This window comes from Actinomycetospora sp. NBC_00405 (assembly GCF_036044095.1).
GTDB lineage: Bacteria > Actinomycetota > Actinomycetes > Mycobacteriales > Pseudonocardiaceae > Actinomycetospora > Actinomycetospora callitridis.
Genome location: NZ_CP107938.1, coordinates 3,757,487 through 3,778,439, shown reverse-complemented (window position 1 = coordinate 3,778,439; position 20,953 = coordinate 3,757,487). Strand labels below are relative to the sequence as shown.

Below are 20,953 nucleotides of genomic sequence, written 5' to 3'. Positions count from 1 at the left end.
ACCGGCCGGTGGGAGAGGATGCGCACCGGGGGGAGGGACCAATGACCGATCTCGGGCCGGACGACGAGGAGACGCCGCCGAATCTGGCGCGCGTGTTCGACCACTATCTCGGTGGCGACGACAACACCGTCGTCGACCGGGAGTTCGCCGCGGAGGTGGATCAGGTCCTGCCCGCCATGGGCGATCTGTGCCGGAGCCACCGGCGCTTCTCCGCCGCGGTGGTGGACCACTGGTGCGCCGAGGGCATCGACCAGTTCCTCGAGCTGGGCTCGGGCCTCCCGACCGTCGACCACGTCCACGTCCGCGCGCGCCGCGTGCACCCCGTGGCACGGGTGGCCTACGTCGACCACGACCCGGTCGCGGTCGTGCACGCCCGCCGTGTCGTCGCGCGCCACGAGGCCGTCTCGGTGCTGCTGGCCGACGCGGGCGACGCGGAGACGGTGCTGGCGGCGCCCGAGGTCCGGGACCTCCTGGACCTCACCCGGCCGGTCGGGGTGCTCGCCGTCGGCGTCCTGCACTACGTGCCCGACGCGGTCGCCGCGGAGGCGATGCGCCGCTACCGCGAAGCGCTCGCGCCGGGGAGCGGCGTCGCGATCTCGCACCTCACGGGCGTCGGGCGGCCCGATCTCCACACGTGGTCGACGATCAACCACGGTGGCTGGAGCTACGCGCCGACGTTGCGGGACCCCGAGGACATGGACCCGTGGCTCGAGGGCCTGGAGCTGGTCGGCCCGGGCTGGGTCTCCGCGCCGCACTGGAGCCCGGAGGGCGCGGTGCCGCGTGCCGAGGAGACGGCGAGCGGGCTGTGGGGTGTGGTCGCGCGACGACCCGACCGCCGGGGATGATCGGCGCGTGATCGGTACCCAGCGCCATGACGGCGCGGTCCACGAGATCCGCCTCGACCGCACCGAGCGGCGCAACGCCCTCGACACCGCGCACTGCCGCGACCTGCACGCGGCCGTCGACGCCGCTCTCGCCGACGGCGCCCGCGTGCTCGTGCTCACCGGCGAGGGCACGGCGTTCTGCTCCGGCGCGGACCTCGACACCGTCGGCGACCCGGACTTCCTCGCCGCGCTCTACGGCATGCTCCACCGGCTCGCGGAGGTGCCGGTGCCCGTCGTGGCCGCGGTGCACGGGCCCGCAATCGGCGCCGGCACGCAGCTCGCGCTCGCCGCGGACCTGCGCGTCGTCGACCAGGCGGGGGTGTTCGGGCTGCCCACCGCAGGCCTCGGCCTCGCCGTCGACCCGTGGACGGTGCGCCGTCTCGCGCTCGTCGCGGGCGGCGGCGCGGCGCGGCGGATCCTGCTGGCCTGCGAGCGCCTCGACCACGACGCCGCCCGGGCCGCCGGGCTGGTCGACCGCGTCGGCGACCGTGACACCGCCCTGGCCTGGGCCGCCGAGATGGCCGCCCTCGCGCCCCTCACGCTGGCCTACAACAAGCTCGCCGTCGCCCGGCTGCTCGAGGACGCGCCGGTGCCCGACGAGGTCGCCGCGGCCTTCGACGCCTGCTGGGCGAGCGAGGACCTGGTCGAGGGCCGCCGGGCCCGGGCGGAGAAGCGGGCGCCGGTGTTCAGGGGTCGCTAGCCGCCGAAGCGACGGCCCCTCGTGCTCCTCCGTCGCACGAGGGGCAGATCGCCGGCGGAGGGGTCGCTGACCGGCGTTCGTCGGCCCTCGCCCGGCCAGTGGGCCAGCGTGTCGATGTAGGACTGCCGGACGCCCTCGATGCGCTCGTCGAGGTCCGTGCGGGTCCAGGACGAGACGTCGATCGGCGGCAGCACGGCGACCTGGACGACGCCGGGATGGATGATCAGCGCGTTGCGGCTCATCAGCTCACCGGTGTTGCGGAAGACGAGCGGGACGATCGGCACGCCGGCCTGCATGGCCAGGTGGAACGCGCCCTTCTTGAACTTCCCCGGGGTCGGGGTGGGCGAGCGGGTGCCCTCGGGGGCGATGACGATCGAGGTGCCCTCGCGGAGCCGTTCGACGGCGGGCTCGAGGGCCTTGCGGGCCTGGGCGTTGTCGGCGCGGTCGATGAACGCCGTCTCGAGCAGGCGCATGAGCCCGCCGAACAGCACGTCGTTGGCCAGCTCCTTCTTCGCGACCGGCGCGAAGTTGCCGCGCAGGAGCCCGCCCAGGACGAGGACGTCGAGCTGGCTCTGGTGGTTGAACAGGAAGACCGCCGGCTGGGCCTCCCAGATGTGCCGGGCCCCGTGGACGTCGAGCGAGACGCCCGAGGCCATCAGCGAGAGGTCACCGCCGAGCCCGATGCCGAGGTTGAGCCCGGCGCGCCGCGAGCCGCCGAGCAGGCCGATGCCGAGCCCGGTGGCGAAGCCGCCCATCATCCCGGCGAACGTCGCCACGGTGCGGCCGACCTCGATCGGCGTGGCCCACGGGCGGCCGTCGAAGTCGAGCGCGGGCCAGGCGCGCTCCGCCGCGGCCCGGCGCAGTCCCGCGCTGGGGTTCACCGCGGCCGGGTGGCCCACGGTCGCCAGGAAGGGGACGTCCTCGCCGCCGTTGGAGTACGCGAAGCTCGCGTCCAGGTCCACGTCGTGGCTCGCCGCGAACTCCTTGACCGCCGCGGCCTTGCCCTCGCCGTAGGGCGAGCGGCCGTCGGGGTGCCCGGTGAGCGTGCCGTCCTCGCCGACCTCGACGGCCGTGTAGATCGTGTGGTCGACGCCCAGGGCCTTCGCCGCCGGCTCCACCTGGAACCGGGTGGCCGAGCTCGCCAGGACGACCGTGTGGCCCTTCTCCAGGTGCAGGCGGATCAGGCGCCACGCCTCCGGGTAGACGCTCGGGCCGATCTCGTCGCGGAAGAGCTGGTTGCCGATCTTCTCGAGCTCCTCGGGCGTCCGGCCCGCCCAGGTGCGCAGCGTGATGCCGAGGAACTTGCGGAAGTCCTCCTCGCCGTGCAGGCCCTGCCAGCCGCTGACCAGCGTCTCGATCGTCGTGCGCGGGTGCAGGTCGAGGTTCTTGACGTGGTGACGCATGAACGCGGTGACCGAGTAGCCGGCGATCACCGTGCCGTCGAAGTCGAAGAACGCGCCCACCTGGGGGCCCTCGGGTGCCGCGGAGACCGCGTCCATGAGGTCGGCGGCGGTGACCGCCGTGCTGGTCTCAGGGTCGGACACCCGCGGACTCCTGTCGGTTCGTCGCGTCGGTCTCGTCGATGGTCACAACTCGTTCCACTACCCCGCGAATCTCCGCGGCGAACGCCCGGCGACGGGTCGCCAGATCCGGTTCCCCCTCACGAGGGGGGCTCGGGGTCAGGAGACCCCGGTTGGAGGCGAGCCGCACCGCGGAGGCGAAGAGCTCCCGCGACAGCGATTCGGGCCCGTGCAGCTTGCCCTGCAGCAGCAGCTGACGACCGACGGCGGCGGACCGGTCGAGCAGCGCGTCCTCGTCGACGGGCGTGTCGGGGTCGTGCTCGGCGAGGCGCTCGGCCACCACCCACTGCGCGTCGACGAAGGACCGGAGCACCCGATGCGCGCACAGGAACCGGCTCTGGCGCAGCAGCTTCTGGGTGCGGGCGACGTCGTCGACCCCGGACTGCCAGTCGGGGTCGATGAGCGTGAGCTCGCGGATCAGTTCCTCGCGGAACGTCTCCTTGTCGGGGAAGAAGAACTCGTACTTGAGGAGGTCGCGCAGGTCCAGGGCCGCCTGGAAGCCGCGCGCGAGCGCGTCCCGGCCGGTGAGGTCGCCGACCTCGAGGATCGAGAGCTCGACGATCGCGCGGTTGACGAAGTGGTGGATCGCGGAGTTCCGGTAGAACGCGGCGACGATGTGGTGGCCCCGCTCGACCGAGAACACCGGCTCGGAGCCCTCGGTGTAGGCGCTGACCACCTTCTCCCGGCGCAGCGAGAGGAGCGCCTCCGCGACGCCGCCGTTGGTGCGCAGGGAGCCGATGCCGGTGTGCGGCAGGCCGCGGGCGTCGACGTAGTCGAGCACCGGCTCGACGACCCGGCGGACCTGCGAGAGCGTCAGCGCGCGGTCACGCACCCCGAGCAGGGCGAGGGCCGCCAGCGCGATAGGTGTCACCGGCGTGACCCGGTTGATGCGGACGAAGACCTCGAACGCCGTCTTCTGCAGGGCCAGCCGGCGGGCCGCGGAGTCCTCCGCCGCGACACCGTCGGTGTCCTCTCCCGTCTGGCTCGGACGCACGTCGAGCGCCGGGTCGTTGGCCGCGGAGAGCGCGGCGCGCAGCGACAGCGGCTCGCCGAAGCTCACGTGCACCCCGCCGACCGGACGGCGCTGCGCCCGGGCGTAACCGGCGAGCCAGCGCAGGCCCTCCGGGGTCTTGGTGGCGCCGGTCTGCTCGGCCGCCATCTGGTGCACTTCCTGGAGCTGGTCGTGGATGATCGACACCGGCACGAGGTAGACGTCCTCCGCGCGCCGGGTCTCGACGGCGCTGGCGACGTCGGAGAGCAGCCCGTACTTCGGCGGCCGGAGCTTCCCGGTGCGGGTGCGCCCGCCCTCCATGTACCACTCGAGGTTGAAGCGCTTCGCCGACAGCCAGGAGAAGTACTCGCGCACCACGGCCTTGTAGACCGGGTCCCCGCCGAAGCTGCGGCGGATGAAGATGATGCCGCTGCGCCGCGCGAGCTGCTCGAGCCCGAGGATGCGCAGGTTGTCGCCGCCGAGGACGTGGTTGCGCGGGAAGTCGTTGCTGCGCAGCACGTCGGCCAGCACGAACGGGTCGGTGTACGAGCGGTGCGAGGGCAGGAAGACCAGGGCGTGCTCGGCGTTGAGCTCCCGCAGCGGCTCGAGCCCCGCGGTGTCGGCGTGCACGGTCCACGCCTTCTCGTGCATGGGGCGCAGCACGCCGGAGAACAGGTCGACGGCGCTGGGGTCGAGCGAGGCGACGATGCTCTCGAGGTCGGTGGCGGCCTCGGCGGACACGTCGTCCTCGGGGCGGCCGGTCTCCGCCGCGAGCCGGCGGATCTCACGGCTGAAGTGCGCCGACCCGATGATCTGCGACGCCACCTCGCGGGGCACCTTGAAGCGGTTGCCGGTGAGCGCGCGCTCGGCACGGTCGAGCGCGAGCGTCGCCTGGCGGGCCACGAACCGCACGAAGTCGGCGGTGTCGGTGGAGTCCCGCTCCCGGCGGTGGCGACGCAGGAGCTCGCGGACCGTGGCCGGGCGTCCGACCACCACCTCGTGCTGCGGCGGGCTGCGACGCGCGGCGCGGGCACGGTTGCGCAGCGCCCAGCCGCGGGTGAGGACGTCGGCGAGGCGCAGCAGCGTGCCGTCGGGCTCCGGATCGGTCGCCCACACCACCCGCACGGGGACGAGCAACGGGTTGTCGCCGCGCGTCAGGCGCGCGGCGAGCTGCTCGCTGTCCGCGGGCAGCACCTCGAGGCCCCGCCCGCCCGCCTGAGCGTCCCCACGGACCCGCCCGAGCCAGCGGTCGACGAGGCGTCGCTCCATGCCCGAGGGCGCGTCGACGAGGACGACGAGGGGCCGGTCCCCGGAGTCCGGGAGGACCGCCGTGTCGACCTGGGTGCTCACGTCTCGCACCTCCCGAATCTCGCGACACCGCGCAACCGGCGTCACCGTCGTGCCTGCTCCGGACCCTACCGGGTGGAGTGGTCCGGCGACCGGCTGTGAAGGTCCGACCCCACCGGGCGGCCGCGTGCAGGCCCGCGTGTCCGGGTACGCCATCGACGACCGGTTGAGAGTCGAACAGCAGGAGGCACAGGCGTGGCCACCATGCGCGCAGTCCAGGTCCCGCAGGCGGGCGGTGCTCTCGAGCTCGTCGAGCGCGACGTGCCCACCCCCGGCCGCGGCGAGGTCCGCGTCCGCGTGCAGGCCTGCGGGGTCTGTCACAGCGACATGTTCGCCAAGGAGGGCGTCATGCCGGCGACGCCCTTCCCGATCGTCCCGGGCCACGAGGTGGTCGGGCTGGTCGACGAGGTCGGCGCGGACGTCCTCGGTGACTGGAACCTCGGCGACCGCGTCGGCGTGGGCTGGTTCGGGGGCGCCTGCCACCACTGCGACCCGTGCCGCCGCGGCGACTTCATCACCTGCGAGAACGGCCGCATCCCCGGCGTGACGTTCGACGGCGGCTACGCCGAGGCCGTCGTCGTCCCGGCGGACGCGCTGGCCCACGTGCCCGAGGAGCTCTCCGCCGAGGAGGCCGCCCCGCTCATGTGCGCGGGCGTGACGACGTACCACGCGCTGCGTTCCAGCCCGGCCCGTCCGGGCGACCGCGTCGCGGTCCAGGGCGTCGGTGGGCTGGGCCACCTCGGCATCCAGTTCGCCGCCCGCATGGGCTTCGAGGTCGTCGCGGTGTCGCGGGGACGCGAGAAGGAGGACCTCGCCCGCAAGCTCGGGGCGCACCACTACGTCGACAGCGAGGCCGGCGACCCGGCCCAGGCGCTCGCCGAGATGGGCGGCGCCGCTGTGGTGCTGGCCACCGCGACCAGCGGCGAGGCGATCTCCGCGCTCGTCGGCGGGCTGGACCGGCGCGGGCAGCTGCTCGTCGTCGGGGCCGCGGAGACCCCGCTGCAGGTCGATGCGATGAGCCTCATCGGGCCGGTCGCGAGCATCAACGGGCACGCCTCGGGCACCTCGATCGACTCCGAGGACACCCTGCGCTTCGCGCGGCTCACCGACGTCCGCCCGATGATCGAGACGATGCCGCTCGAGAAGGCCGCGGAGGCCTACGACCGGATGATGGCGAACGACGCGCGGTTCCGGATGGTGCTGACCACGGGGCAGTGATCAGCGTAGGGCCGTGATCAGCGAGGGACGCTGAAGCCCTGCGCGATCCGCGTGAACGCCCAGGGCTCCTGCTCGATGCCGCTGCAGTCGTCGGTCTCGTCCTCGGTGCCGGGGCACGAACCGTTGTCCCGGGCGAGGGCCCAGAAGCCGACGCCGCCGTAGCCGTTGCCGCGGGCGTCCTCGACGACGGCCTGCGCGTCCTCGGGCGTCGTCGTCATGTCCATGTCGTTGCGCCCGAGCATGAACGTGACCCCGGTGCGCCGTCGGACGTCGACGGGGTCGCTGCCCGGCCAGAGGGCCTGGAGCTGGCCGACGGCGGTGCTCGCGGCGCCGGTCATGGCGTCCGCCCAGGCGCCCTCGTACGAGAAGTTCATGACCATGAGGTTCACGCGCGCGGCGACGCCGGCGGTCGTGGCCTCACGGACGAGGTCGACGGCGTCGGCGCTCATGCCCTCGCTCACGCCGTCGATCTGCACGGTCAGCGTCACCCGCGCGCCGCGTTCGCGCTGGAGCAGGGCGAGGGCCTCGGCGATGCGGCGCGACGACACCTCGCGACCGCTGTCGGTCTCGACGTCGACGTCGAGGTGGTCGGTGCCGACCGCGTCGAGCGCCGTGCCGTAGGCGCGCGCGAGCGACGGCGCGTCCGGGCAGGCCTTCTCGAGGTAGTCACCGAGCGCGCCTCCCGACGACACCGTCACCGTGCCGCCGCGGGACTTCAGGCCGGCCACCCGCGCCATCACGGCGGGATCGGCCAGCGGGGTCGTGCCGCCCCAGGTCGGGGCGCACGAGCCGTCGGCCCCGGCCAGGACGAAGGCGAGCACGACGTCGGCGTGGCCGGTCGCGTCGGCCATGTCGGTCATGGTCGGCAGGGGCGGGGTGGTCAGGTCGACGTACGGCGCCATCCCGACCGTCGGCAGCGGGCCCTCGGGCGCCGCCACGCCGGCGCGTCGCGGGGCGTCCGCCGACGCGCCCCCGGCCTCGACGACGTCGGCCAGCGCCGGCTCGGGCGTCGGCGTCTCGCCGGTGACCATGGGCGCGGTGATCAGGACCGCCACCAGGGTGGCGAGCAGGAAGGCGCGCAGCGACGGCCGGGTCGCGCTGCGGCGGGGCCGGCTCAGGTGTCCGCGCCGGCGTCGACGGCGGCGTCGGCGGCGTCGTTGCCGTTCTGGGCGTTCTGGCCGTTCGGGGTGTCCGCCACCGGGGCCGGATCGGCGCGGGCGGGAGCCTGCGGCACCACGGGCACCGGAGCGACGACGACCGGGCGCGGTGCGACGCGCGCCTTCGGGGTGGTGGTGCGGGGCGCGCTGCGCGTGGTGGCGCGGGCGGAGCGGGTGGTGGTCGACGTCGCCGTCGGCTCGACCTCGGCGACGTTCTGCGCCGCCGGCCCCGGGATGGCGGTCGGCGCCGGCGGAGCCGTCGTCGGTGCCGGCAGCAGCGTGGGCGAGGAGGTCGGCCCGACCGGCCCGGCCACCGCGCCGACGGCCACGACGCCGACGTAGGACGCGCAGACGGCGGTCGCCACGATCGCGGCGGTGCGCCAGCGGCGGGCCCGGCGCCCGGTGCGGTCGGCGAACACGGGTGCGGCGACCGGCGCGGGGGCGGCGAGCGCGGCGGGGGCGGCGGCCGCGGCCCGGCGGGCCGCGCGGTCCGGGTCGGGCGAGGCGCTGATCAGCGTCGTCGTCGCCCGCGCGGCGATCTCCTCCGGGTCGGAGCGGCGGGCGGCGGGGCGCTTGACGCGCACGGGTGCGGGGCCGGCGGTGGTGTCGGCCGGGGTGGCCGCCGTGGCCTGCGTCGTACCCGTGGGCGGGAGCGGGCGGGGGACCGGGCCCTGTAGCGGGACGGCGCGTCCCGGCGCCTCCGCGTGGCGCGGGCGGTCGACGGCCCGGGTCGACGGGGTGTGGGGTTCGGGAGCCGGCCGGGGCGTGGGCAGCCCGGTGGCCTGCCGGGTCGCGGGCGCCGGCTCCGCGAGCAGGTCGGCCACGCGCGTCGTGTGTCGGGGCTCGGCGTCGCGTCGCGAGGCCCCGGACCCGTCCGGTCCGCCCGAGTGCCGTCCGCCCGTCACGGGCGCGGCGGTGGCAGGCCGCGCAGGCGCGGCGTGCCGCCCGGTGGGCGGCTGCGGTGCCCCTCCGTGTCGCATGGTGTCCCCGATCCGTGTGAGAGCCCCCCGACAGGGTGATCCGGGAGGACCATCGTTCGCCGACATCGTGTCGTTACCGAACGGAGACCGCCACGTGTGTAGTTCGAACGGTGGAAGCAGCCTCCCTCGTCCGAAACGACGAAGATCCCCATCCACACGGTGGATGGGGACCTTCCGGTCGGTGTGGGGGTGGCGGTGTCCCGTCCACCGCGTCCCGAGCCGCGGGATCGAGATATCGCCGTAGTGGGCTCAGGCGGGTCGGGCGGCGGTGCCGGGGCCCGGCACCCGTGCCTCACCGGGGGCGGGAGGTGGCGGGGTCGTCGGCGCCGGTGAAGGCGTGCCCGTCCGAGGGCGCCGCGACGGACCGAACAGGCCGGCCGCCTCGAGGGCCCGTCCGATGACGCGGTCGAAGACCCGGGGCAGGAGCCGGTAGAGCGTGACCATCGCGCTGTTGCCGGGCCCGACGCTGTCGTCGCTGTGCCGGTCGCGCTCGGTGGCGGCGACGATCCTGCGGGCGACGGTGGCCGGGTCGAGGGCGGGCAGCGGCACGCGCGGCTGCCGACCGGTGCTGTTCGGCGACCGCGGGTAGAGCGGGGTGTCGACCGGGCCCGGATGGATCCCGTGCACTCGCAGCCCGGGCGCCGGCTCCTCCTGACGCAGGACGCGGATGAGGGCGCTGAGCGCGAACTTGCTCATGATGTAGGGCGCCTGCCACGGCACGGCGGCGTCCCCCAGCACCGAGCTGAGGATCACCAGGTGGCCGTCGTGCTGCTCGCCGAAGACGGGCAGCAGCGCACGGACGGTGTTCGCGGTGCCGGTGACGTTTGTGGCGATGACGGCGTCGAACACGTCCGGTTCGATGTCGTCGAACCGACCGAACGCCGTCTGGGCCGCGTCGAGGATGGCGACGTCGACGCGGCCGAACTGGTCGGTGGTGCGGCGGACCAGCGACTCGACCTGTTCCCGGTCGGCGATGTCGACGGGCACCGGCTCGACCGGCCCGGACCCGGCGGCCTCGCAGTGGCGCGCGGTGTCCTCGAGGGCCTCCGGTGACCGAGCTGCGAGCACGAGGGAGGCGCCGCGCCGCGCGTAGGCCAGGGCGGTCTCGCGGCCGATGCCGCTCGAGGCGCCGGTGATCAGGACGACCTCGGGGGTGCTGCCCGCCGGCATCAGACGGCCCTGCGCACGAGCTCGTCGTAGGCCTTCGGGTCGTCGCCGTCGAGCACCGGGAAGCCGGCGCCGGTGGTGCCCTGCTGGTGGAAGTTGATCCCGGGGTAGTGCCGCGCGGGGGGTGACGGTCGACCGGAGCACGGCGAGGCCCAGATCGCCTCGCGCCGTCACCGCCTACCCGGCCCGTGACGGCGGACAAACGGGTGCCGGAGCATGTGCGCGGCTCCCGCACGAGACCCTCCGAGCAGCTGCGACCGACGACGGCGACGCGCCGGGCCGGTGCGTGCGACGACACGTCACCGCACCGACCCGGCGTGGTGTCACCGAGATCGACGGTCGATCCCTCAGCGCTCGGCGGCCCTGGACGTCCGCCGGGCCGACCTGGGCGGAACGCAGAAAACCCCGAACCCGTGAGGGTCCGGGGCTGTGCGGATGTCGCGAGACATCACAGCGTCGGGGTGGCGGGATTCGAACCCACGGCCTCCTCGTCCCGAACGAGGCGCGCTACCAAGCTGCGCCACACCCCGGAGGCGATCGCGCAGTCGGAACTCTACCCGTTGGCCCGCGACCGGGCGGACGGGGGCCGCCCCCCGCGCTCCCCGGCGGTGGCCGGCGTCGACGAGGTCGGGACGGAACGGGGGACGAGCTCGAGCAGGGTGGCCTCGGGGCGGCACGAGAACCGCGCCGGGGCGTACGGCGAGGTGCCGAGACCCGCCGAGACGTGCAGGCGCATGTGGGAGCCCCACCGCGAGGCGCCGCGGGCGCGGGAGCGGTCGACGCCGCAGTTGGTGATGATCGCGCCGTACCCGGGCAGCCGCAGCTGGCCGCCGTGGGTGTGGCCCGCGAGCACGAGGTCGTAGCCGTCGGCGGCGAACGCGTCGAGCACCCGGGGCTCGGGCGAGTGGGTGAGCCCGAGGCGCAGGTCGTACGGCTCGTCGGCCGGGCCCGCGATGCGGTCGTAGTCGTCGCGGCCGATGTGCGGGTCGTCGACGCCGCCGATCGCGAGGCGGAGTCCGTTCACGGTGAGCGTGTGCCGGGCGTGCGTGGCGTCGAGCCAGCCGTGCTCGAGGAACGCGGCGCGCAGGTCGCGCCACGGCAGCTCGGGTCCGAGGACCCGGTGCTGGGGGTTGACGAGGTAGTGCGCGGGGTTCTTCGGCTTCGGCCCGTGGTAGTCGTTGCTGCCCCACACCACGACGCCGGGCTTGTCGAGCAGGCCCCCCAGCGCGCGCAGCACCTCGGGCACGGCGCGCCGGTGGGAGAGGTTGTCGCCGGTGTTCACCACGAGGTCCGGCTCGAGCTCCGCGAGCCCTTCGACGAACCGTTGCTCGAGGCGCTGGCCGGGCCGCAGGTGCAGGTCGCTGACGTGCAGCACGCGCAACGTACGGCCGGCGGCGGTGTCCGGGTCGAGGACCTCGAGGCGAGCGCGGCGCAGCGCGAACCAGTGCCGCTCGACCCCGACCGCGTAGCCCAGTCCGAGGGCCCCGGCGGCGGTCACGCCCGCGGCGGCGCGCAGGGCCGTCCCCGCGATCGTCGTCCCGCTCATCCGCCGCCTCCCGTCGCTCCGGTGTTCGTTCCCCCCGCCAGGGGTGGCGGGCCGCTCGGCGGCGTGGGCGGCGAGGGCACGGTCCCGTTGGAGACCTGCAGCGTCACGACCTGGTCGGGGAGGACCGAGCCGCGCGGGTTCTGCCCGACGACCGTGCCGGCCGGGGCGCGGTTGCCCACCTGCGTCTGCGCGACCTGGAAGCCGGCGTCGCGCAGCTCCTCGGTGGCCTCGTCGACCTGCTCGCCGACGACCTCGGGCACCTGCTCGTTGGTGCCGCCCTGCAGGTAGCGCGGGCTCGTCGGGGGCAGGGGCGCGACCGGCAGCGGGGCGAACAACGGGTTCATGGCCTTGAACCAGGTGCGGGCCGGGGTGGTGCCGCCGAAGAGGTTGCCGTCGCCGCACGGGAACGGCGGGTTCTCACCACCGCCGTCGCAGAGCGTCCGGGGCGACGACGAGTCGTCGAAGGTGATCACCGAGCCGGCGTACTGCGTGTTGAAGCCGAGGAAGGCGGCCGACCGGTTGTTCTGGGTCGTCCCGGTCTTGCCGGACAGGGGGCGGTTCCACCCGTTCGAGGCGGCCGCGGCGGCCGCGGTGCCGCCGGGCTGGTCGTCCTTGCTCAGCCCGGTCATCAGGGTGTCGGCCAGCGCCGGGTCGACGACCTGCTCGCAGGGCTGCTCGACGACCGGTACGGGCGCACCGCTCGAATCCGTGATCGATTCGATCGGCGTGGGTGGGCACCACATCCCGCTCGAGGCGAGGGTGGCCCCGACGTTGGCGAGCTCGAGGGGACTGGTCGGCGTCACACCGAGGGTGAACGAGCCCTGGTTCTGCTCGCGGGCGGTGTCGGCGATCGACGACCCGTCCGGCCCGGGCTCCGCGAGGGAGCGCAGGCCGAGACGGACCGCCATGTCCACCACCGGCGGGACGCCGGTGGTCTCCATGAGCTTCACGAACCCCGTGTTCGGCGACTGGGCCAGCGCATCGGTCATGCTCAGGAAGGGGGCGAGACCCTCCTCGGCGTTGCGCACCGGGAACGGGCGCCCGGCGCCGTCGCGGTAGATCGGCGACGCGTAACCGTCGGGCGGGATCGGCATCTGATAGTTGATGCCCAGCCCCTCCTCGAGGGCGGCGGCCGCAGTGAAGATCTTGTACGTCGAGCCGGCGCCGAGGTTCACCGGTTCCCACGGGAGGCCGTAGCTGGTCTGGAGGGCGTCGCCGTCCACGCCGAAGATCCGGTTCGCGCCCATGGCCACGACGCGGTGGCGGTCGCGTCCGGGCTGGACCGTGGACATGACGTCGGCGACGTTGCGCTGCTGCGCGGGCACCTCGTCGTTCAGCGCCTGCTGCATGGCGTTCATGGCGTTGCGGTCGAGCGTGGTGCGGATCGTGTAGCCGCCACGGTTGATCTGCTCGGACGAGATGCCGGACTCGCCGAGGTAGTCGACGACGTACTTGCAGAAGAACGCGGCGTTGCCGGCGCCGATGCACCCGTTGGACGGCGTGGCCAGCGGCTCGACGATGCCGAGCGGGGAGGCGACGGCCTCCTGCGCCTGCTGCTGGGTGATCATGCCCTGGCCCAGCATCTGGTTGATGACCTCGTTGCGCCGGCCGGTGGCGGCCTGCGGGTGCCGGGTCGGGTCGAACTGGGTGGTCGACTGCACCATGCCGGCGAGCAGCGCGGCCTGCGGCACCGTGAGCCGCTCGGGCGTGGTGTTGAAGTACGTGCGCGCCGCGGCGGCCACGCCGTAGGAGTTGTTGCCCAGGAAGACGATGTTGAGGTATCGCTCGAGGACCTCGTCCTTGGCCTCCTGCTTGGTGCGCCCGGACGCGAGCTGGCGCTCGAGCTGCAGGGCCACGCGCACCTCGCGCAGCTTGCGGGCGTAGGTGGGCTCGGTGGCCTCGAGGCGCTCCGACTCGGTCTGCGCCGTGACGTAGAGCTGGTAGTTCTTGATGTACTGCTGCGTGAGCGTCGAGGCGCCCTGCTGCGTGGAACCGGCGGTCTGGTTGGTCACCAGCGCGCGCAGCGTGCCGGTCCAGTCGACCCCGTCGTGCTCGTAGAACCGGCGGTCCTCGATCGCCACGATCGCCCCGCGCATGGCGGGCGACATCTGCTGCAGCGAGACCGGCGTGCGGTTCTGCTCGTAGAGGTAGGCGAGCGGCGCGCCCTGGTTGTCGGTGACCGTCGAGACCCCGGGCAGCTGGCCGGCCGCGAGGTCCGACGACGTGGCGTTGACCGTGTCGCTCGCGTCGTTGGAGATCATCCCGATCGCGCCCGCGAAGGGGAAGGTCATGCCCGCGACGATCACGCCTGCCACCAGGCAGATCGCCAGGAGCTTCGTGATCGGTCGCACCGTCGCACCGATGTTCCGTTCGCCCCTCGCCACGACGGCGAGGGTACGCGGTGGGGCGTGAACGACCTGTCGGCGCGGCCCGCGCGTCGGGTGCCGCGCGACGGTGCGCCGTGGATCCCGTTGTGACGGGAACCGTGCGCCCATACAGTGCGTCAGACCCCAGTGACGGGCAGGGCGCGCCCGGGGACGGATCCGGCGCGCGCACGTGTGGCGCACCTGCGGGGAGGTGTGTCCGCGGACGAGGTGCCCGCACGGGGACACGAGGGTGGGGACACGACGTGACAGGTGAGTCGGTGCCGTTCGGGACGGCGACCTCGTTCGACTGGCGGCACTCCGCGCGCTGCCGCGACGACGACCCGGAGACCTTGTTCGTCCAGGGCGCCCAGCAGCGGGACGCCCGCGAGGTGTGCAAGGCCTGCCCGGTGCGCACGGAGTGCCTCGCGCACGCGCTGGACAACCGCATCCGGTTCGGCGTGTGGGGCGGCATGACCGAGCGCGAGCGCCGGGCCCTGCTCAAGCGCCGGCCCGACGTGATCTCGTGGGCCGCCCTGCTCGAGTCGGCGCGCCGTGCGGCGCTCGCGAGCCCGCCGGCCGATCCGGACGCGCCCGCCCGTACGCGCCGCAGCACGTCGGCCCGCCCCGCGGGTCCGGCCCGGCCCGCCGCGGGCGGGACGCAGCGTCACGTCGGCTAGGACGCCAGGCGGCGGCCGATCTCGCGCAGACCGTCGAGGTCGTGCACGTCGGTGCTCATCGCGGGCACGTCGATGATCGGCACCGTGGGGTGCGCGCGGGTGAAGCGCCCGAGGACGCGGCGCTCCCGCTCGGCGGTCTCGACGCGGTCGGCGTGCAGGCGCAGCACGGCCGCGGCCAGCTCGTCCCCGCGCGCCGACTCCAGGGTCTCGGCGCCCTCCCGCGCCCGCGCGCCCGACAGCGTCGCGTGCACCGGGTGGGTGCGGTTGAGCACGAGGCCGGCGAGCGGCATGCGCTCCGACGACAGGCGCTCGACGAAGTAGCTCGCCTCACGCAGGGCGTCGGGCTCCGGGGCGGCGACCACGACGAACGACGTGCCCGGGGCCCGCAGCAGCTGGTAGGTCGCGTTCGCGCGCTCCTGGAAGCCACCGAAGAGCGTGTCGAAGGCCTGCACGAACGCCGATGCGTCGGCCAGCATCTGCCCGCCGAGGATCGTCGAGACGGCCTTGGCGAACAGGCTGAACGTCGAGCCCACGATCTTGCGCAGGGCGCTGCCGCCGGCGCGCGCCGGCGCCGAGAGCAGCCGGATCATGCGCCCGTCGAGGAACGACGAGAGCCGCTGCGGGGCGTCGAGGAAGTCGAGCGCGGACCGCGACGGCGGGGTGTCGACGACGATCAGGTCCCAGGCGCCGGTGCTGGAGAGCTGGCCCAGCTTCTCCATGGCCATGTACTCCTGCGTCCCGGAGAACGAGGTGGAGATGGTCTGGTAGAAGGGGTTGTCGAAGATCGCCTGCGCGCGGTCGGGCGTGGTGTGGCCGGAGACCATCTCGTCGAAGGTCCGGCGCATGTCCAGCATCATCGCCTGCAGCTCGCCGTCGCCCCGGTCGGCGGTGTCGCGCAGCGCGCCGGGCACGTTCCGCGGCTCGTTGTCGAGCTCCTCCAGGCCCAGCGACTGCGCGAGCCTGCGGGCCGGGTCGATGGTCAGCACGACCACCCGCCGGCCCTGCTCGGCGGCGCGCAGGGCGAGCGCGGCGGCGGTGGTGGTCTTGCCGACCCCGCCCGAACCGCAGCAGACGAGCACCTTGGTGTCGCGGTCGGCGAGCAGCCCGTCGAGGTCGAGGTGGCGGGGACGTCCCCCGCGGGTCCCGGCGGCGTCGGTCCGGTCGGCGGCCATCAGCGCACCCCCTGCTCGCGCAGCAGCTCGGCGAGCTCGTAGATGCCGCCGAGGTCGACGCCCTCGGTGAGCTCGGGCAGCTCCAGCTGGGGCAGGCCTGCGGCGGTGAGGCGCGAGCGCACCGCTGACTCGATCTGCACCCGCTCGGCGTGCTCGACGGTCTCGCTGACCAGCCCGTCCACCTCCTCGTCCTTCAGGAACAGCCCGGCGGCCTCCAGCCCCGAGCGCAGCCCCGAGCCCAGCCCCGCGCCGGTCGCCGCCCCGGTCAGCGCCGTGGCGGGCAGGCGCGAGGGGCGGATGCGGTTGACCAGCACCGCCCCGGTGGGCAGGCCGGCCTCGGCGAGCTCGTCGACGGTGTCGAGCGTCTCCTGCACCGGCAGGTCCTCGAGCTGGGTGACGAGGTGGATCGCGGTGCGCGAGGAGTGCAGGAGCTCCACCACGCCCTCGCTCTGCGTGTGGATCGGGCCGGTGCGCGCGAGCGAGCCCATCGCCTTGGTGACGTCGAGGAACTTCACGATGCGTCCCGTCGGCGGCGCGTCGAGCACGACGGCGTCGTAGAGCGGCACACGGCGTCCCCCGCGGCGGTCCTCGCCGACGGTGCGCCCGACGCACTCCTTGACCTTCCCGGACAGCAGCACGTCCCGGAGGCCCGGCGCCAGCGTCGTCGCGAACTCGATCGCGCCCATCCGTCGCAGCGTCCGGCCGGCGAGGCCGAGGTTGTAGAACATCTCGAGGTACTCGAGCAGGGCCGCCTCGGCGTCCACCGACAGCCCGCGGACCTCGCCGCCGTCGGGGGCGACGGCGATGCGCTGCTCGGCGTACGGCAGCGGCGGGGTGTCGAAGACCTGGGCGATGCCCTGCCGGCCCTCCACCTCGACGAGCAGGGTGCGGCGCCCGCCCGCGGCGAGCGCGAGGGCCAGTGCGGCGGCGAGCGTCGTCTTGCCCGTGCCGCCCTTGCCGCTCACCACGTGGAGCCGGGCCTCGGCGAGGGCGGCGGGCCAGCGCTGATCGGTCACGCCGTCCACCCTAGGCCCGGTCCCGCGCGCTTGCGGGCGGTGCGGACGGGGTCCGGGTCACAGCGGTGTCGGGGGCCTTCTCTACCCTCGCCCACATGAGTGCGGATGCCGTGAAGTGGGAGTACGCGACGGTTCCGTTGCTGACCCACGCCACCAAGCAGATCCTCGACCAGTGGGGTGAGGACGGCTGGGAGCTGGTCACCGTGCTGCCCGGGCCCACCGGTGAGCAGCTCGTGGCCTACCTCAAGAAGCCACGGGCGTGACCGGGCCCCGGGAGCGGCTGCAGGAGCTCGGGCTCGAGCTCCCGGCGGTGGCCGCCCCCAAGGGCGTCTACGTGCCCGCCCGCCGGACGGGCGACCAGGTCTGGACCTCGGGGCAGCTGCCGCTCGTCGGCGGAGAGCTACCGGCCACCGGGCTGGTCGGCGCCGACGTCGACCCGGACGACGCCGCGGCCTACGCCCGGATCGCCGCGCTCAACGCGCTGGCGGCCATCGACGCCCTCGTGGGGCTCGAGGCGATCCGCTCCGTGGTCAAGGTCGTCGGCTACGTGGCGTCCGCGCCCGGGTTCGGCGGTCAGCCGCAGGTGGTCAACGGGGCGTCCGAACTCCTGGGTGCCGTCTTCGGCCGAGCGGGCGAGCACGCCCGCTCGGCGATCGGAGTGGCGGCGCTGCCGCTGGGGGCCCCGGTCGAGGTTGAGGTCGTCGTCGACCTCACGTGAGCTGGGATCCGGGCCGGCCGACACCACGGGCGGCCCGGTCGGATCGCCGCAGGGTGGATCGGAGCACAGAGCGTGGACCAGAACGGGACCGTCTCCTCGTCGGCCGACGAGGCCGAGCAGGCGTGTCACGACGTCCTGCTGGCGATGGCCGGTCGGCTGCCGGACCGCCTGCTGTGGCGTCTGCGCGACTGGCTGTCCAGCAGCGCCCACGTCGCCCTGCGCACCGCGCTCCCACGCGCTCTCCTGCGCCACCGCATCGGCGTCTCCGAGGACGAGCGCGCCCGCCTGCGCACGGCCGTGCTCGCCTGGGGTGGGCCGGCGCGGCTGGTCGACGCCGTGCTGCACGTCGACGCCGCGCCCGAGCCGACGGCCGGTTTCGTCGAGCCGGGCCGCGGTCCCGGGTGGGACGACACCGACCTGGTGCTGCGCGCCCTCGCGCCCGTGGCCGGCGGCGTCACCGCGGTCCGCCGTGCCTGGCGCCACGGGTCGGGCGCGCCGGTGCGCGTGGTGCTCGTCGATGCCCCATCGGACGCCTCCACCGGCGGCCGGGCGGCCCTGACCGGGGCGCTTCAGCGCGCGCTGCGTGCCCGCGGCGAGTCCGACCCGTGCGTCGAGGTGCTCGGCCCGACGACCGTCCCCACGCCGTACCACCGGGCCGCGCTCGCGGCGGCCGAGGTGCTGTGGCGCCGCGGCACCGACCGCGTCCCGCCCGCCCGCGCCGGGCTCGGCGCGGAGGCCGGGGAGCTGGTGGGCCATGGCTGAGCGCGACATGACCGGCGACGAGCGCCCGGAGCGTCTCGGTCTCCCGGCCGACCTGGCCGGCGCCGACCTGGACGGCTCGACCCCGACCGATCCCGACGCGTCTGCGGGGCTCGCCCGTCGACGGGCCGACGACCCCTCGCGGATCGGGCGGCTCGGCTTCCAGGGCTTCGCCGGCGACCTCGCCGGTCTCGCCGGCGGCGCCGGGGACCTCGCCAACCTGCCGCCCTGGTCGGTCCGCGACGACAGTGCAGGCGAGCGCCCCGACCGCGACCCTGTGGCGCTGGCCGCCTGGCGCCGCGTCGCCGAGCGGCGTCGTCTGCGGGCCGGCGCCGAGCCGGTCGGCGCGGGGATGGAGGTCGTGGACGACATCCCGGTCGCCGACGTGCTGGACGTCGTGCGGGCCGAGGTCGTCGGCGACCTCGCCGACGACGACCGCGTCGAGCAGTCGGCCTGGACCGAGGGAACGGGGCACCACATGGCGGGCGACCGGGCGGAGGTCCCGGTCGACGAGGACGCCGCGGGTTCTGAGGACTCCGTGGCCGGGGCTCCGGTCGATCACGACGACGCCGAGACCTCCGACGGGTTCGTGAACGAGATCCGTCCGGACGAGGTGCCGGCCGAGGCTCCTGCCGACCTTCCTGCCGACCTTCTTGCCGACGAGGTCGACGAGCCCGCCGCGCCGGCCGCCTCGACGTCCGAGGGCCGACCGGAGGGCGCGCCGCCGCCCGCTCGCGGTCCCGGAGCCCCGGCGGCACGTGGCGGCCGCGATCCCCGCCCCGGCACGCCGCCGACCGCCCGCCCCGACCAGGGCGGGCGCCACGAGGTGCTGCTCTCGCTCGCGGGGCGGATCGACGACGACGCGCTGTCGTCGGTGCGCGAGCTGGTCGCCGTGGAGGACGACGCCGCGGCCGCGGAGCTGCTCGGTGGCTGCCTGCTCGCCGCCGGCGCCGGGGTCACGGCGCGCGAGCACGCGGTGCTCGGGCGCTGGTTCGCCGCGTCGCGCGTCGACCCGGAGCTCGTCGACGTCCTGCCGCGCGACCCGGAGGCCGACCGGCGCGAGGAGCACCGGTTCACGCCCGACCCCCCGGCCTCCGCGCGCGCGTCCGGCTCGTCCCGCGACGCCGGCGAGGCCGTCGCCCGCGCCGCCGCGCGGCTGCCCGGGGTCCAGCGCGTGCGCCAGTGCTGGCGCACCACCCCGGCCGGGTCCGCGCCGGGGCCGGTGCCGCACCGGGTCGTGCTGGTCGAGACCCACTCCGCCGACGAGTGCGAGCACGTCGCCCACCACGTCGCGCACGCCGCCCGCGAGCTCGGTGCGGTGTCCGTCGAGGTCTTCGCCGCGGGCGCCGAGCTGCCCGCCTACCACCGGGCGGCCGTCCGGGTGGCGCGCCCGCTCGGTGCCGCGCCGTCCTCCCCGGTGTCCGAGACCGCGCCGCTGGGCCCGCCCGTCGGGGCGCCCCGTCCGGCATCGGGTCCCTCGCCCCGCCGTGCCGACGACGAGGTGCCGCCGTTCGGGGTACCGGTGTCGGCGCCGACGGCGGGCCCGCCGTCGTTCCTCACGGTGACCGGTCCGGACGACGCCGACGAGCGCCGGCCCGCCGAGCCCGGCCCCGAGGAGCGGTCCGGCGACGAGCAGTACCGCATCGTCGCCGCCGCGGGTCCCGACCCGCTCGAGCGCGCCCGGGAGCACGACGTCGAGGCCGACGCCCCGGAGCCCGAGGTCCCGGCCGAGCCCGAGACGGTCGCCCCCGAGGAGCCCGCGCCGGTCGACCTCGACCCGGAGGCGACCGCGGAGCGCATCGCGGCGCTGTGGCGCACCCCGCCGCCCGACGAGATCCTCTCCGACGAGCACCCCCTCTCCTCGTGGGCGGAGACGTCCCTCGGGGGCAGCTTCGGTCCGGGTTCGGGGGACCCGCTCGCCGATCAGACGTCGGCCGTGCCGTCGGTCGACCCGGACGCGGCCACCGGCGAGCTCCCGGTCGTCGCCGGCCCGGCGACCCCGGCCGGCGGCGTCGACACGCCCGCCACGAACGGCGTCGACCTGCCCGGGGCGAACGGGGAGGCGCGCGTCCGGCGTGCCAGGCACAGCCGCAGCGAGACGGGGGAGTTCGAGGCGCCCGTCGTCGACACCCCCGCCCCGACCCCGCCCGCGCGCACCAACGGCCACCACCACGGCTCCGAGCGCCCCGACGCCTCCGGGGACGCGGTCACCGGGCCGGTCCAGCGCCCCGCCGACGCCTCCGGCGCGCCGTCGACCCCCACCCCGCCGTCGACCCCCACCCCGCCGTCGCCTGCGGCCCCGGTGGGCTCCTCCGGGCCCGACTCGGTGGACTCCCAGCTCTCCGACCGCGAACGCGAGCTGCTCGCCCGCCTGCACGAGGAGCTGGCCTCCCGCGAGCGTCTCGAGGCCGACGCGCCGGACCCGCTGACGGGCCGTCCCGTGGCGCCCCCGCCGGGTTCCGAGGACGCCACGGCACCCCGGCCGAGGCCCACGGGCCCGCACCCGGGACCGGGTCGCCCGCCGGGGCCACCGCCGCCCGGGCCCGGGGGTGGCAACGGGCACCGTCCCGTCAACGGTCACGGTCTGCCCCGTCGCCGGGATCACGACGGCGAGGACGGGGCGTCGCCGGGCGGCTAGACCGTCCCGGCGACGAGGAGACGGCCGGACATCGCTC

The 20,953-nt window shown here is 75.2% G+C and carries 17 protein-coding genes and 1 tRNA gene; 8 read left to right on the top strand and 10 right to left on the bottom strand.

Translation table 11 applies throughout. From position 1 onward, the window contains the following. Positions 1–41 precede the first annotated feature (41 nt). Positions 42–845, top strand: a complete 804-nt coding sequence (locus tag OG774_RS18645; RefSeq protein ID WP_328303148.1) for an SAM-dependent methyltransferase — start codon at positions 42–44, stop codon at positions 843–845. 7 nt (positions 846–852) lie between these two features. Then, positions 853–1,584, top strand: a complete 732-nt coding sequence (locus OG774_RS18640) for an enoyl-CoA hydratase (RefSeq protein WP_328303146.1) — start codon at positions 853–855, stop codon at positions 1,582–1,584. Here the strand turns inward: OG774_RS18640 and OG774_RS18635 are convergent. Both OG774_RS18635 and OG774_RS18630 read right to left on the bottom strand, forming a co-directional pair. Beyond that, positions 1,581–3,128 (bottom strand): HAD-IB family hydrolase, encoded by a 1,548-nt coding sequence (locus tag OG774_RS18635; RefSeq protein WP_328303144.1) that lies wholly within the window; start codon positions 3,126–3,128, stop codon positions 1,581–1,583. The two genes, OG774_RS18640 and OG774_RS18635, sit on opposite strands and share 4 nt — an antisense overlap. Then, a complete protein-coding gene (locus OG774_RS18630; RefSeq protein ID WP_328303142.1) occupies positions 3,115–5,505 on the bottom strand; it encodes a glycerol-3-phosphate 1-O-acyltransferase in 2,391 nt (796 codons plus the stop codon). Before OG774_RS18630 ends, OG774_RS18635 begins: the two co-directional genes overlap by 14 nt. 201 nt (positions 5,506–5,706) lie before the next feature. Here OG774_RS18630 and OG774_RS18625 point away from each other — a divergent pair, with 201 nt between their 5' ends. After that, positions 5,707–6,720, top strand: a complete 1,014-nt coding sequence (locus OG774_RS18625; protein WP_328311021.1) for an alcohol dehydrogenase — start codon at positions 5,707–5,709, stop codon at positions 6,718–6,720. A 17-nt stretch (positions 6,721–6,737) separates the two neighbouring features. Here OG774_RS18625 and OG774_RS18620 read toward each other — a convergent pair whose 3' ends face one another. The 6 genes from OG774_RS18620 to OG774_RS18595 all read right to left on the bottom strand — a co-directional run bounded on the left by OG774_RS18620 (position 6,738) and on the right by OG774_RS18595 (position 13,954). After that, positions 6,738–7,775, bottom strand: coding sequence for a hypothetical protein (locus tag OG774_RS18620; protein WP_328303140.1), 1,038 nt, complete (start codon positions 7,773–7,775; stop codon positions 6,738–6,740). A 59-nt stretch (positions 7,776–7,834) separates the two neighbouring features. Further along, positions 7,835–8,701, bottom strand: coding sequence for a hypothetical protein (locus OG774_RS18615; protein WP_328303138.1), 867 nt, complete (start codon positions 8,699–8,701; stop codon positions 7,835–7,837). 405 nt (positions 8,702–9,106) lie between these two features. Continuing rightward, positions 9,107–10,027, bottom strand: a complete 921-nt coding sequence (locus tag OG774_RS18610) for an SDR family NAD(P)-dependent oxidoreductase (RefSeq protein ID WP_328303136.1) — start codon at positions 10,025–10,027, stop codon at positions 9,107–9,109. Positions 10,028–10,480: 453 nt separating this feature from the next. Beyond that, positions 10,481–10,554, bottom strand: a tRNA-Pro gene (locus OG774_RS18605). A gap of 23 nt (positions 10,555–10,577) precedes the next feature. Beyond that, positions 10,578–11,570, bottom strand: a complete 993-nt coding sequence (locus OG774_RS18600) for a metallophosphoesterase (protein WP_328303134.1) — start codon at positions 11,568–11,570, stop codon at positions 10,578–10,580. Continuing rightward, positions 11,567–13,954, bottom strand: coding sequence for a penicillin-binding protein (locus tag OG774_RS18595; RefSeq protein WP_328303132.1), 2,388 nt, complete (start codon positions 13,952–13,954; stop codon positions 11,567–11,569). The genes OG774_RS18600 and OG774_RS18595 overlap by 4 nt, the downstream gene beginning before the upstream one ends. Positions 13,955–14,214: 260 nt before the next feature. Between OG774_RS18595 and OG774_RS18590 the strand changes: the two genes are divergently transcribed. Then, the gene (locus OG774_RS18590) at positions 14,215–14,613 is read left to right on the top strand and encodes a WhiB family transcriptional regulator (protein WP_328311019.1); all 399 of its coding nucleotides are present in this window, start codon (positions 14,215–14,217) and stop codon (positions 14,611–14,613) included. Here OG774_RS18590 and OG774_RS18585 read toward each other — a convergent pair. Both OG774_RS18585 and OG774_RS18580 read right to left on the bottom strand, forming a co-directional pair. Next, entirely contained in the window at positions 14,610–15,785 is a 1,176-nt protein-coding gene (locus tag OG774_RS18585; protein ID WP_328303130.1) for an ArsA family ATPase, read from the bottom strand. The genes OG774_RS18590 and OG774_RS18585 overlap by 4 nt on opposite strands. Further along, complete coding sequence (locus tag OG774_RS18580) at positions 15,785–16,801, bottom strand: ArsA-related P-loop ATPase (protein WP_274197262.1); 1,017 nt, start codon at positions 16,799–16,801, stop codon at positions 15,785–15,787. The genes OG774_RS18585 and OG774_RS18580 overlap by 1 nt, the downstream gene beginning before the upstream one ends. A 95-nt stretch (positions 16,802–16,896) precedes the next feature. Between OG774_RS18580 and OG774_RS18575 the strand changes: the two genes are divergently transcribed. The 4 genes from OG774_RS18575 (at position 16,897) to OG774_RS18560 (ending at position 20,916) form a co-directional block, all read left to right on the top strand. Continuing rightward, positions 16,897–17,064 carry a DUF4177 domain-containing protein gene (locus OG774_RS18575; protein ID WP_274188644.1) on the top strand — a complete coding sequence of 56 codons (168 nt, stop codon included), beginning with the start codon at positions 16,897–16,899 and terminating at the stop codon, positions 17,062–17,064. After that, the gene (locus OG774_RS18570; RefSeq protein WP_328303123.1) at positions 17,061–17,519 is read left to right on the top strand and encodes a RidA family protein; all 459 of its coding nucleotides are present in this window, start codon (positions 17,061–17,063) and stop codon (positions 17,517–17,519) included. Before OG774_RS18575 ends, OG774_RS18570 begins: the two co-directional genes overlap by 4 nt. A gap of 72 nt (positions 17,520–17,591) precedes the next feature. Continuing rightward, complete coding sequence (locus OG774_RS18565) at positions 17,592–18,281, top strand: hypothetical protein (RefSeq protein ID WP_328303121.1); 690 nt, start codon at positions 17,592–17,594, stop codon at positions 18,279–18,281. Beyond that, positions 18,274–20,916 carry a hypothetical protein gene (locus OG774_RS18560; RefSeq protein ID WP_328303119.1) on the top strand — a complete coding sequence of 881 codons (2,643 nt, stop codon included), beginning with the start codon at positions 18,274–18,276 and terminating at the stop codon, positions 20,914–20,916. Before OG774_RS18565 ends, OG774_RS18560 begins: the two co-directional genes overlap by 8 nt. Positions 20,917–20,953: the final 37 nt, after the last annotated feature.

Excerpts from the sequence above, each read along its gene's own strand:
- OG774_RS18575 (WP_274188644.1), top strand. The coding sequence starts at position 16,897 with ATGAGTGCGGATGCCGTGAAGTGGGAGTACGCGACGGTTCCGTTGCTG.
- OG774_RS18560 (WP_328303119.1), top strand. The coding sequence starts at position 18,274 with ATGGCTGAGCGCGACATGACCGGCGACGAGCGCCCGGAGCGTCTCGGT.
- OG774_RS18625 (WP_328311021.1), top strand. The coding sequence starts at position 5,707 with ATGCGCGCAGTCCAGGTCCCGCAGGCGGGCGGTGCTCTCGAGCTCGTC.
- OG774_RS18600 (WP_328303134.1), bottom strand. The coding sequence starts at position 11,570 with ATGAGCGGGACGACGATCGCGGGGACGGCCCTGCGCGCCGCCGCGGGC.
- OG774_RS18645 (WP_328303148.1), top strand. The coding sequence starts at position 42 with ATGACCGATCTCGGGCCGGACGACGAGGAGACGCCGCCGAATCTGGCG.
- OG774_RS18585 (WP_328303130.1), bottom strand. The coding sequence starts at position 15,785 with ATGGCCGCCGACCGGACCGACGCCGCCGGGACCCGCGGGGGACGTCCC.
- OG774_RS18610 (WP_328303136.1), bottom strand. The coding sequence starts at position 10,027 with ATGCCGGCGGGCAGCACCCCCGAGGTCGTCCTGATCACCGGCGCCTCG.